The organism is Stutzerimonas stutzeri SDM-LAC, from assembly GCF_000235745.1.
GTDB classification, from domain to species: Bacteria; Pseudomonadota; Gammaproteobacteria; order Pseudomonadales; family Pseudomonadaceae; genus Stutzerimonas; species Stutzerimonas stutzeri_H.
The window spans coordinates 22,329-33,733 of record NZ_AGSX01000018.1; the positions used below are offsets into that span (position 1 = coordinate 22,329).

11 protein-coding genes are annotated in these 11,405 nt (G+C 61.8%); 10 read left to right on the plus strand and 1 reads right to left on the minus strand.

Annotated features, from left to right (window positions below):
• Positions 1–17: 17 nt before the first annotated feature.
• Both PSTU_RS0102345 and PSTU_RS0102350 read left to right on the plus strand, forming a co-directional pair.
• Entirely contained in the window at positions 18–821 is an 804-nt protein-coding gene (locus tag PSTU_RS0102345) for a DUF4892 domain-containing protein (protein ID WP_019339434.1), read from the plus strand.
• An 84-nt stretch (positions 822–905) separates the two neighbouring features.
• Positions 906–2,000, plus strand: a complete 1,095-nt coding sequence (locus PSTU_RS0102350) for an AI-2E family transporter (RefSeq protein WP_019339435.1) — start codon at positions 906–908, stop codon at positions 1,998–2,000.
• Between the two features lie 47 nt (positions 2,001–2,047).
• Here the strand turns inward: PSTU_RS0102350 and PSTU_RS0102355 are convergent, their stop codons facing one another.
• The gene (locus tag PSTU_RS0102355) at positions 2,048–3,034 is read right to left on the minus strand and encodes a patatin-like phospholipase family protein (RefSeq protein ID WP_019339436.1); all 987 of its coding nucleotides are present in this window, start codon (positions 3,032–3,034) and stop codon (positions 2,048–2,050) included.
• Positions 3,035–3,210: 176 nt separating this feature from the next.
• Between PSTU_RS0102355 and selD the strand changes: the two genes are divergently transcribed.
• The 8 genes from selD (at position 3,211) to PSTU_RS0102395 (ending at position 11,362) form a co-directional block, all read left to right on the plus strand.
• Positions 3,211–4,245, plus strand: a complete 1,035-nt coding sequence (selD, locus tag PSTU_RS0102360; protein ID WP_019339437.1) for a selenide, water dikinase SelD — start codon at positions 3,211–3,213, stop codon at positions 4,243–4,245.
• On the plus strand, positions 4,245–5,351 hold the full coding sequence (mnmH, locus tag PSTU_RS0102365) for a tRNA 2-selenouridine(34) synthase MnmH (RefSeq protein WP_019339438.1): 1,107 nt from the start codon (positions 4,245–4,247) through the stop codon (positions 5,349–5,351). The genes selD and mnmH overlap by 1 nt, the downstream gene beginning before the upstream one ends.
• Positions 5,352–5,378: 27 nt before the next feature.
• On the plus strand, positions 5,379–5,657 hold the full coding sequence (locus tag PSTU_RS0102370) for a hypothetical protein (protein ID WP_019339439.1): 279 nt from the start codon (positions 5,379–5,381) through the stop codon (positions 5,655–5,657).
• Between the two features lie 90 nt (positions 5,658–5,747).
• Positions 5,748–6,350 carry a flavin reductase family protein gene (locus PSTU_RS0102375; protein ID WP_019339440.1) on the plus strand — a complete coding sequence of 201 codons (603 nt, stop codon included), beginning with the start codon at positions 5,748–5,750 and terminating at the stop codon, positions 6,348–6,350.
• 185 nt (positions 6,351–6,535) lie between these two features.
• A complete protein-coding gene (locus tag PSTU_RS0102380) occupies positions 6,536–7,453 on the plus strand; it encodes an AAA family ATPase (RefSeq protein ID WP_019339441.1) in 918 nt (305 codons plus the stop codon).
• A 32-nt stretch (positions 7,454–7,485) separates the two neighbouring features.
• Positions 7,486–8,448, plus strand: coding sequence for a DUF58 domain-containing protein (locus PSTU_RS0102385; RefSeq protein WP_019339442.1), 963 nt, complete (start codon positions 7,486–7,488; stop codon positions 8,446–8,448).
• On the plus strand, positions 8,445–10,466 hold the full coding sequence (locus tag PSTU_RS0102390; protein ID WP_019339443.1) for a DUF3488 and DUF4129 domain-containing transglutaminase family protein: 2,022 nt from the start codon (positions 8,445–8,447) through the stop codon (positions 10,464–10,466). The genes PSTU_RS0102385 and PSTU_RS0102390 overlap by 4 nt, the downstream gene beginning before the upstream one ends.
• 98 nt (positions 10,467–10,564) lie before the next feature.
• Entirely contained in the window at positions 10,565–11,362 is a 798-nt protein-coding gene (locus PSTU_RS0102395; RefSeq protein ID WP_019339444.1) for an acyl-CoA thioesterase, read from the plus strand.
• Positions 11,363–11,405: the final 43 nt, after the last annotated feature.

Sequence of the window (11,405 nt, forward strand, 5' to 3'; positions counted from 1 at the left end):
ATTCATTGAAGTGCCGCATGCGCGTTATATCGATAGCAGCGCTGGTTTTTGCAGTCAGCGCCGCTTATGCAGCCGACCCGCCAGGTAGCAGAGATTTCGAGATCCTGCCGCGGTATCCGCAGTCCGAAATCGTGGCGTTCAAAGAGCGGGACGTGCTGGACCGAACCTATCCTCTGGACTCGATTCGGCGCATCAGTGGACGGCTGCGAATGAGCGATCAGGTCACCGCCAGCGGCCATTTGACCGCGGTGACCTATCGGTTGCCAGATGTTCATACGGGCATCGAGGCGTTCGAGCGGTCGCGCAGCCGCCTGTTGCGCGAGGGCGCCGAGCTGCTCTTCTGGTGTGAAGGGCGTGAATGCGGGTCGAGCAGCCTCTGGGCCAATGAAGTATTTCACCGCTCGACTCTTTACGGCCCGGAGGCGAGGCAGGCCTATCTGCTGGCCCGGCTACCAGGCGATTCGGACCGGCTCATGGCGCTGTATGGCGTTACCCGCGGCAACGGCCGTCCCTATCTGCAAGTGGAGCAGTTCGAGCCGGATGAGCCGCTCGGTATCATCCTGCCGAACCCGGGCACCCTGTTGCGCCAGTTGAAAAGCTCCGGCGAACTCTGGCTCCCCCGCTTGCCGCCAGAACCTACGGCGGAGTGGGGGGCGCTGCTGGCGAACGTGCTACGGCTCGACAGTACGATACGGGTCGCGCTGGAAGGCAAGGGCGCTGCGGCTTGGTACGAAGCGCTTACGCAAGAGCGGATCAAGGCGCGGCGCATGGAGGCCGAGGCCACCGACGAGAATGGGCTGCGTATCAGGCTGTTGCGTTGAGCGTATGTTTCAGACTGCAATCGCCACTGCTTCTCCTGGTGCGCTTTGCTCTAAAGTGCACCACCTTCTTCCATAGGTAACAGCATGCTCAACAATGATCGTCTACTGGTGCAGATTCTGCTCCTGGTGCTGCTCGGTGCCTGTGTGTGGGTGCTCGCCCCGTTTGCCTCGGCGCTGTTCTGGGCAGCGGTGCTGGCTTTTGCCAGCTGGCCGATCATGCGCGTGCTGACTCGCTGGATGAAGGGCAATTCCACCCTTGCCGCTACCTTGTTGACTGGCGGTTGGATGGTGCTGGTCGCCGTCCCGCTGGTCTGGCTGGGGTTCAACATTGCCGACCAGATTCGCGAGGTCAACGTGCTGGTGCACAACCTTCAGGTGCAAGGGCTGCCGGCACCGCCTGCATGGCTCGCTGAACTGCCCCTGATCGGCGATAGCCTGCTGAGTCTCTGGAACACTCTCGACGAGCAAGGTACGGCCTTCTTCGCGACGATCCGACCCTATGTCGGCCAGGTGGGCAACTGGCTACTGGTGCGCAGTGCGCGGGTTGGCGGCGGTATGCTGGAGTTGGCGCTTAGCCTGGTGCTGGTGTTCTTCTTCTACCGCGACGGGCCGAAACTGGCAGCGTTCGTCCATAGCCTGCTGCATCGGCTGATCGGCGACCGTGCCGATCACTACCTGGAATTGGTCGCCGGTACGGTTCAGCGTGTCGTCAACGGTGTGATTGGTACGGCGGCTGCGCAGGCGATTCTGGCGTACGTCGGATTCAGCATTGCGGGCGTACCCGGTGCGCTGATCCTCGGTCTGCTGACATTCGCTTTCAGCTTCCTGATGATCCCGCCCCTGATCTGGGGGCCCGCCACGCTCTGGCTTGCCTGGCAGGGGCAGTACGGCATGGCAATCTTTCTGGGTGGCTGGGGCTTGTTCGTCATCAGTGGCGTGGATAACGTGCTGAAGCCCTATCTGATCAGTCGCGGTGGCAACCTGCCGTTGGTGGTCGTGTTGCTTGGCGTGTTTGGTGGCGTGCTGGCGTTTGGTTTCATGGGATTGTTCCTGGGCCCCACGCTGCTCGCAGTTGCTTACAGCCTGCTGGAAGACTGGCTGGTCAAGGAAGTGCCGGGCGTCATCGCGCCAGCAAAACTTCGCGGCGATCAAGGCGAGAATGCAGCGGCCCACGACTAGCCAGTTGCTGACAACGCTGTCGCCGCGGGTTGTCAGCGTTCACGTCGCTAGAGCTGCTCGTGCTCGTACTTGTCGAGCGCGTCGCTGGCAATGATCTGCCCCAGCTTGATCAGCTCAGGTGCTTTGTAGAATTCGTAGAAACGGCAAGCACGCTTGGGAATGTTGACCAGCACGTTGGGCGGGTAGCCGGCGATCTTGTATTGCGTCAACGAGGATTGCATCACTTCAAAGCTCTGGTTGATCAGCTCCAGCAATGATGCCGGGCCACCCACATCGATCACCATGGAACCCTCGGCCGATTTTGGCGCGCTTTGCCCTGTAGGCGCGGCCGGGGGTTGGCCCGCACCGGGCCCGTCGATGGCGGTAAGTTCGGCTATTTGCTCCTCAAGCCCCTTGCTGCGCCAGAACGGCAGGTGCGAGCTGATCGAGTTGACCATCGCATCGAAACGTCCCGGCCGGACAATCTCCGGAAGCGGGTATTGCCGATGGTTGTTGGCGTTGAGGTTGACGGCGATGATGATGTCGCTGTGGCTCGAGACCACCGGCACGATAGGTAAAGGGTTGAGTATCCCGCCATCGACCAGCATCCGGTTGCCTTGCATGACCGGTGTGAACAGGCTCGGGATGGCTGCCGAGGCGCGCATCGCCAATTCCAGATTGCCTTCCTGAAACCAGATCTCCTGCTGATTCGTAAGATCAGCCGCAACGGCGGTGAAGGGAATCGGCAAGTCCTCAATGTTGATCGAGCCGAGCATCTCTCTGATCCGTCCGAAAATCTTCTCGCCGCGTATCGCCCCGAGGCTGAAACTTGGATCGACCAATCGCAGCATGTCGAAGTAGTCCAGGCTTTCGATCCATTCGCGGTACTCCTCCAGCTTGCCGGCTGCGTAAATGCCGCCTACGACTGCGCCCATCGAACAGCCTGCGACGCAGGTGATCTCGTAGCCACGGGTCTCGAGCTCCTCGATTACGCCGATGTGCGCATAACCCCGAGCGCCCCCCGAACCCAATACCAGTGCGACCTTGTTGCCCATGTGATTCTCCGTGTGGCATTGGGTGGTAGCTTCAAGCTTCGAGCCGCCAGCTTCAAGCTAAAGCGAAAAGCAGGCTTGTTCCATTACATGCCCATCGGCCGATGACGCAGCGACGCGGTCACCAGCCTTGCTACAATCGTCGCCCGTTTTGCCAGCATCACGAGAGTCTTTTCCAGATGAGCGAACCCATCCGCCTCACCCAATACAGCCACGGTGCCGGCTGCGGCTGCAAGATTTCGCCCAAGGTGCTGGACGTGATCCTCGCCGGCAGCGGCGCGCAGAACCTCGATCCCCGCTTGTGGGTCGGAAATGCCTCGCGTGACGATGCTGCGGTTTATGGCATCGACGATGAGCGCGGGGTGGTATCGACCACCGATTTCTTCATGCCGATCGTCGATGATCCCTTCGATTTCGGCCGCATCGCCGCAACCAATGCCATCAGCGATATCTACGCGATGGGCGGTGACCCGCTGATGGCTATCGCGATCCTGGGCTGGCCCGTCAATGTGCTGCCGCCGGAAGTGGCCCGCGACGTCATCGCAGGCGGTCGGGCCGTGTGTGAAGCCGCAGGCATTCCTCTGGCTGGCGGGCATTCGATCGATGCGCCTGAGCCAATATTCGGTCTGGCCGTGACCGGTCTGGTCAATAAGAGCCAGATGAAGCGTAACGACACCGCCTCGGTCGGCTGCAAGCTCTATCTGACCAAGCCCTTGGGAATAGGCATTCTCACTACCGCGGAGAAAAAGGCCAAGTTGCGCCCCGAGGATGTCGGCAGGGCACGTGACTGGATGTGCACGCTCAACACGCCCGGTAGCCGCTTCGGCAAGCTCGACTGCGTGCGGGCAATGACGGATGTCACCGGGTTCGGGCTGCTTGGGCATCTGGTCGAAATGGCCGATGGCAGCGCTGTGACGGCGTGCATCGATTACGCCCGTGTGCCGCGTCTGGAAGGTGTCGAGTATTACCTCGAACAAGGCTGTGTCCCGGGCGGTACCGGACGCAATTTCGAGAGTTATGGCGACCGTATCGCCGCCATCGACGAGGTGCAGAAGCAGTTGTTGTGCGACCCGCAAACCAGTGGCGGATTGCTGGTGGCGGTTGCCCCCGAAGGCGAGGCAGAGTTTCTTGCAGTCGCCGCCGAACTCGGCCTGGTGCTCCAGCCTATCGGTGAGTTGATCGAAGCCGGTGCCTTTGCCGTTGAGGTACGTTAATGCGTGGCGATACCGATAATTTTGCTGAGCTGTTCCTCAACGATGTGCCGATGATGGATGCACGAGCGCCCGTGGAATTTGCCAAGGGCGCGTTCCCCGGCGTGGTCAACCTGCCGCTGATGAACGATCTTGAGCGGCAGAAGGTCGGCACCTGCTACAAACAGCAGGGCCAGCAAGCGGCGATCGAACTGGGCCACCGGCTCGTGAGCGGTCAGGTCAAGGCCGAGCGCATTCAGGCTTGGGCCGACTTCGCGCGCAACAATCCTCAGGGCTATATCTACTGTTTCCGCGGTGGACTGCGTTCGCAGCTGGTCCAGCAGTGGCTCAAGACCGAGGCCGGAATCGACTATCCTCGCGTGACCGGCGGCTACAAGGCGATGCGCCACTTCTTGCTGGAAACCATTGAGCATGCCGCCGCGCATCACAATTTCGTACTGGTTGGCGGAATGACCGGGACCGGCAAAACCGAGGTGCTGGCGCGTCTGGACGACGGTGTTGATCTGGAAGGCATTGCCAATCATCGCGGCTCCAGCTTTGGCAAGCGCGCCACCCCGCAGCCGGTGCAGATCGACTTCGAGAACGCCCTGGCGATTCGCTTGTTGAAGATGCAGAAAGCCGGTGCCAGCCAGTTCGTGCTGGAAGATGAGGCGCGGCTGGTCGGACGCTGCTCGATACCGCTGCCCTTGTTTCAGGGTATGCAGCGCTATCCGCTGGTCTGGCTCGAAGACAGTTTCGAGGGGCGGGTCGATCGTATCCTCAAGGATTATGTGATCGATCTCTGCGCGGAGTTCACCGCTGAGTACTGTGAGGAAGGCTTCACCGCGTTTGCTGAGCGTTTGCAGCAAAGTCTGGTCAATATCAGCAAGCGCCTCGGCGGCGAATGCTACACACGGCTGGCGGCGATCATGGATCAGGCACTTGCCGAGCAGGCGAGTAGCGGTTCGGTTGAGCTGCACCGCGGGTGGATCGAGACGTTGTTGAGGCAGTACTACGATCCAATGTACGGCTACCAGCGCGAAAGCAAAGCCGCCAGGATCGAATTCGTAGGGCAGCAGGACGCGGTCGTCGAGTTCCTGCGCGAACGCGCCGCGGGTCAACAAAACTGAGCAGGTCTCGAAAACGAGGACGTATCGATGAAGAACATAATCTGTCTATCGCTGATGGCGCTGGCGTTGTCCGGTTGCGCCGCCAAGACTGCCTATCGCGACAGTTGCGCCTCCCAGCTGAACGCCGCCTGGGAAGAGCAAAGCCTGGCCGAGGCGGAAGGATTCGCCGGCACCGTGAGCTATTCCAAGGCGCTGGCATTGCTGACCGGCGCCAAGACCCAGCAACAGTTCGAGGCCTACCGAGGCTGTGTGGAAAAGGCTAAGAAGGCACGTTTCTATCTGCGTGAGTCGCGCGCCGGCCGCTGATGTCGCTGCCATCCTGTGGCAGTCGCCTGGCTGCCACTTCCTAATCCATCGGTTCCTCGCAATTACTGAACCGACTCACCAGGGACTCTCATGCAGCTTGATTTTTCCACGCTTGCGCCGGTCGAGGCCTATCGATGGCTAGCGTCCACCATTACCCCGCGACCGATTGCCTGGGTCTCGACTTGCTCGACAGCGGGCGTCAGCAATCTTGCGCCGTTCAGCTTCTTCCAGGTCATCAGCAGTAACCCGCCAACGTTGCTGATCAACGTCGGTCTGAAGGACGGCCTGCCGAAGGACACCGCCCGCAACGCGCAAGACACGGGCGAACTCGTTGTGCAGCTCGTCAGCGCCGAGCAAGCCGAAGCGATGAACGCCTCTGCGGCTGCATTGCCCCATGGCATCAGCGAATTCGAGCACTGCGGTATCGTCAGCGAACCGGCCAGCCTGGTGAAGGTGCCGCGGGTCGCCGGCGCACCCGTTGCCTTCGAATGCCGTGTCGCGCAGATCCTGCCGTATCCGACCGAGTCGCCCAATTGCCAGCTCATCTTTGCCGAAGTGTTGCGGGCGCACATAAACGATAGCGTTCTCGATGAGCGTGGCCGCATCGATTCGGCCCGGCTCGATCTGGTCGGCAGACTTGGCGGTGCGGCATACAGCTATACGCGTGAACGTTTCGAGATGCAGCGACCCTAGCCCCTAGTAGCTCAAGGATTTCCGACCGCTTGGTCATGGCTGCCGGTTCAGGCAGTGAGGCGGCCCAACGTCAGCATCCGTCGGGATCAAGCGCCATATCACAACTTCGCAACATCAATTTTTCACCGCTTTGCCTGTGCTGGGCCGGGTCAGTAGGATCGACGGAACGAACAAAGGAGAGTTGCATGCGCACCCGATTGGATGTCTGTCTGCGAGCGGTCAATGACGTGCTGCTCGGCAAGCAATCGCAGGTGCGATTGGCCATGGCTTGCCTGCTGGCGAAGGGGCATTTGCTGGTGGAGGACCTGCCCGGCATGGGCAAGACCACCTTGAGCCACGCGCTTGCGAGGGTGATGGGGCTGGACTTCCAGCGCATCCAGTTCACCTCCGACCTGCTGCCGGGCGATGTCCTCGGCACCTCAGTATTCGACAAGGAAAGCGGCCAGTTCGTGTTTCATCCAGGGCCCATCTTCGCCGAACTGGTGCTGGCGGACGAAATCAACCGGGCTACACCGAAAAGCCAGAGCGCGTTGCTTGAGGCCATGGAAGAAGGGCAGGTCACTATCGAGGGCGCGACGCGGCCTTTGCCGGAGCCCTTCTTCGTGGTCGCTACGCAGAACCCGGTCAGCTCCGGCGGCACTTTTGCCTTGCCTGAATCGCAGTTGGATCGCTTTCTCATGCGCCTTTCGCTGGGCTACCCGGCCAAAGCAGCAGAGAAAGCACTGCTGCTCGGCGACTCGCGTCGTGACCTGCTTGCCCGATTGCAACCCCAGCTGGATCGCGCCGAGCTCGCCGCTATCCAGCAGGCGGTGAGCGCCGTTCGCGTCAGTGATGCGCTGGTCGATTACGTTCTGCGCCTGGTTGAAGCCACGCGTACCCAGCCGCAATTCGCCTGGGGCCTGTCACCTCGAGCGAGCCTGGCGCTGCTGGCAGCAGCGCGCGCATGGGCCTTTCTCGACGGCCGGGATTACGTAATTCCGGAAGACGTCCAGGCTGTGTTGCCCTCGGTGGTCGGCCATCGGTTGCGCGAGCGCGCCGATGCGACCGGGCATGGTGGCGGCGCTCTGGTGCAATGGTTGTTGCGCGAAGTGCCGGCGCTGTAATGCTGGCTTTGCCGGACTGACGGGAGGCGGCCATGCGCGTGCTACCACGGCTACGAGAACGCTGGCTGCTGAAACGCATCCCTCCGGGCCCGAGCATACGCCTCAACCAGCGGCGCATCTTCATCATGCCCACGGCGGTCGGTATGAGTTTCCTGGTTGCCCTGCTGTTGATGCTGCTTGCCGCGATTAACTACGAGAACAGTCTGGCTTACGCCCTGACGTTCCTGTTGGGCTCGGTGTTCGTCGTGGCGATTTTGCATACCTGGCGCAACCTGGCTGGGCTCGAATTGAAAGCGGGGGGCTCGGAAGCGGTTTTCCTCGGCGAGCAGGCCCGCTTGCGGGTGCGTCTGGAAAGCCGGGGTCGCCTGTACCAGGCCGTCTCGGTGGGTTGGCCTAAAAGCGGCTTGCAGTTGGTCGACGTGCCGGCAGCAGGGACCTGCGAGCTGGAATTGAGCCTGCCCACCGAGCACCGTGGCTGGCTGAGACCAGGACGGTTACGCGTGGAAAGCCGATTTCCCTTGGGCATTCTGGTGGCCTGGAGCTGGGTAGACCTGCAGCAGGCCGCACTGGTGTATCCACGCCCAGTCGCAGGCGATCCGCCAAAAATCGGCGGGCACGCCGATGAGCGCGATGAGGGGTCGCTGGCCCAGGGCAGCGGTATCGACGATTACCAAGGCTTGCGCCCCTGGCAACCGGGCGACTCGAGAAAACGTTTGAACTGGAAGGCCTACTCTCGAGGGCAAGGCTTGCTGGTCAAGGATTTCACTGCGCTGTCCGGCGAGGACCCGTTACTGGATTTCACTGCACTCGACGGCGACATTGAATCCCGATTGTCGTTGCTCTGCCACTGGGTAGTGGAGCTGTCGGCGCGCCAGCAGCCCTTCGCCCTCCATGTCGCCGACACCACCATCGAAGCTGGCGTTGGCGTAGAACACCGCAACCGCAGCCTTCGGGCATTGGCGTTGTTTGGACTGCCATCTGTGGAGCCGAAATGAGCAGTTTGCAGCCCATTCCGCGCAATGGCCTGATCTGGCTGCTGGTAGCGCAGGTGCTGGTGATCTTGCCGCATCTGGCCCATCTGCCGTTGTGGATCATTGGCCTCTGGCTGGGTTGCGCGGTCTGGCGGGTGCAGATATTCCGCATGCGTGCGAGATACCCGCGGGGCTGGGTGAAGGCATTGATGATGCTTGGTGCCGCGTTGGGCGTGTATTTCTCACGCGGCGGGCTGATCGGACTCGACGCTGGCGCGGTGCTGCTAATCGCCGCATTTATTCTCAAGCTCGTGGAAATGCGCAGCCGTCGCGATGCTCTGGTGCTGGTGTTTCTTGGCTTCTTTGCCGTGGTGACCAGTTATCTGTTCAACGACGGATTGCTCGCCGGGCTTTACAGTCTGGCGCCAATCATCGCACTGCTGGCGGCGATGATCGGCCTGCAGCAGAGCCCAACGGGTACGCATCCCTGGCCGACGCTGAGGCTGGCCGGCTCGTTGCTCCTGCAGGCGATCCCATTGATGTTGGTCCTGTTTGTGCTGTTTCCGCGCTTAGGTCCGCTCTGGTCGTTGCCGCAACCGAAAGACCGCGGCGTGACCGGTCTGGCAGACAGCATGTCGCCCGGCGATATGGCCGAACTGAGTCGATCGAGTGCGCTGGCATTTCGCGCCAGCTTTGAAGGCCAGATCCCCGAGCGGGACCAGCTGTACTGGCGTGCGGTCACCTTCGAGCGTTTCGATGGGCGGCGGTGGTCTCAATCTTTCTCATCGCAGCTTCCCCGCGCCCCGGAATGGTCGCCACGGGGCGCGCCTGTTGCATACAGCATCGTCATGCAGCCCAGTGGGCGGCCGTGGCTGTATGCACTGGACGTGGCGCAGGTAACTGAAGGCGACGTGCGACTGATGAGCGACTTCCACCTGGCGCGCCCACGGCCGGTTGAGAAGCCGCTGCTGTACCGGGCGATATCCTGGCCGGAGGCGCTGCGTGAACCCGGTGCCGGACCTGCGATTCTCGGACGAGCATTGGAGTTGCCGCCGTCGGGTAACCCCCGCAGCCGGGCATGGGCGGCTGAACTGCGTCGCCGGCACCAGACACCGAAGGCAACGGTGCAAGCGCTGCTCAGCCATTTCAACCAGCAGCCGTACAGCTATACCTTGCGCCCTTCGCCGGTGGGCGAAAACATCGTCGACGATTTTCTCTTCGATACGTTGAACGGATTTTGCATTCATTACGCAGGCGCGATGACTTTCGTGCTGCGCGCGGCCGGTATCCCCGCGCGGGTGGTCGCTGGCTATCAGGGTGGCGAACTCAACCCTTCGGGCAACTATCTGTCGGTGCGTCAACTCGATGCCCATGCCTGGGTTGAATATTGGGAGGCGGGCAGCGGTTGGGTCAGTGTGGATCCGACATTTCAGGTCGCGCCGGAACGGATCGAAGGCGGGCTAGAGGAAGCGCTTGGCGCTGAGCAGGACCTGATCGAAGGCGCCATGATGGATCTGCGGCGTTACCGCGACATTGGCTGGCTGAACGACCTGCGGTTCGGCTGGGACAGTCTCAACTACGGCTGGCAGCGCTGGGTTCTCAACTACCAAGGCGAGAGGCAACTGGAGCTGTTGCAAGGATTGTTCGGCAAGGTCGACGCCCGCAAGCTTGGTTTATTGATGGTCGCCTCGGGAGGTTTGCTGGTAGTTCTGCTGGCGCTTGCGCTCCTGAAACCCTGGCGCCGGAAACCGGATGCACAGCTGCGTCAGTTCCAGCGTTTCGAGCAGTTGCTGGTGCGCCATGGCATCACTCGACGGGCAGGCGAGGGCCCGCGCGACTTTGCCCAACGCGCAGCAGAGCAACTGCCAAGTGTTGCCGCCCAGATTCGGGCATTCGCCGGATTGTATGAACGGGCCCGCTATGCGGGCCAACCAACCGACCCGGCTGAGATGAAGGCCGCGCTCGGCAGGTTGCGCCGCCAGCTGCCCTGGCGTGCCAGTGCGAGCAAACAGCGGGGTGACATCGACGGCGAGCATCCATAGCTGCTCGCGATGGCACGACATCACCAGATGTTCGGCAATGCCAGCGCGCGCCTGCACAGCGATAAGATAAACCCCAATAACAACGAGTCGAGGTGGCAATGACCCTGTCCGAACTACTACAAGCCGTGCGTGAAGCTCCCCAGGATGTCGTCGTGCCGTCCAGCTGGGGGCAGGGGCGAGCCGGCTTCGGCGGGCTAGCGGCGGCGCTGGTATTCGAGGCCATGCAGGCCAAAGTGCCGGGTGATCGTCCGGTGCGGTCGTTGTCCATCAGCTTTGTTGGGCCGCTTGCGGTTGATGTGCCGGTCAGCTTCGAGGCTGAGGTGCTGCGCGAAGGCAAGGCGGTCAGTCAGGTACTCGGCCGTGCCATGCAGAACGGCCAAGTCGTAACCCTGGTGCAAGGCAGCTTCGGCGCTGCGCGTCTCTCTGCCGTCAGGGTGGAGGCTGAGCCGGCGCCAGAGCTGCCGCCAGTGGAAGCTTGTCAGGAATTGCCCTACATCAGCGGTGCCACGCCTGAGTTCACCCGCCATCTGGCGATGCGCTGGGGCATCGGTGGCCTGCCTTTTTCAGGCAATACATCACGAGAAATGGGCGGATGGGTTCGCCAGCGGGGCGAGGTCGATCGGGAGCCGGTAACCGTCTCGCATCTGCTTGCGCTTGTCGACGCGTGGCCACCGGCTGTGCTGCCACATCTGAACAGTTTCGCCCCGGGCAGCTCGCTGACCTGGACCATCGAGTTCGTCCAGCCACTGCCAATACTTGATACTCACGAATGGTGCCGGTACCGCGCCGTAATCGAGCACGCCCAGGATGGCTACGGTCACTGCGCCGCCGCGTTATGGACCGGCAAGGGTGAGCTGGTTGCCTTGAGTCGGCAGACGGTAACCGTCTTCGGCTAACCAGGGCACCGCCCGCTGGCTCGTTACGTCAGCGGGCGGGGGG

Coding starts and splice junctions, on each gene's coding strand:
- PSTU_RS0102350 (WP_019339435.1), top strand. CDS start 906: ATGCTCAACAATGATCGTCTACTGGTGCAGATTCTGCTCCTGGTGCTG.
- PSTU_RS0102370 (WP_019339439.1), top strand. CDS start 5,379: ATGAAGAACATAATCTGTCTATCGCTGATGGCGCTGGCGTTGTCCGGT.
- PSTU_RS0102375 (WP_019339440.1), top strand. CDS start 5,748: ATGCAGCTTGATTTTTCCACGCTTGCGCCGGTCGAGGCCTATCGATGG.
- PSTU_RS0102345 (WP_019339434.1), top strand. CDS start 18: ATGCGCGTTATATCGATAGCAGCGCTGGTTTTTGCAGTCAGCGCCGCT.
- PSTU_RS0102385 (WP_019339442.1), top strand. CDS start 7,486: ATGCGCGTGCTACCACGGCTACGAGAACGCTGGCTGCTGAAACGCATC.
- PSTU_RS0102390 (WP_019339443.1), top strand. CDS start 8,445: ATGAGCAGTTTGCAGCCCATTCCGCGCAATGGCCTGATCTGGCTGCTG.
- PSTU_RS0102380 (WP_019339441.1), top strand. CDS start 6,536: ATGCGCACCCGATTGGATGTCTGTCTGCGAGCGGTCAATGACGTGCTG.
- PSTU_RS0102355 (WP_019339436.1), bottom strand. CDS start 3,034: ATGGGCAACAAGGTCGCACTGGTATTGGGTTCGGGGGGCGCTCGGGGT.
- mnmH (WP_019339438.1), top strand. CDS start 4,245: ATGCGTGGCGATACCGATAATTTTGCTGAGCTGTTCCTCAACGATGTG.
- PSTU_RS0102395 (WP_019339444.1), top strand. CDS start 10,565: ATGACCCTGTCCGAACTACTACAAGCCGTGCGTGAAGCTCCCCAGGAT.
- selD (WP_019339437.1), top strand. CDS start 3,211: ATGAGCGAACCCATCCGCCTCACCCAATACAGCCACGGTGCCGGCTGC.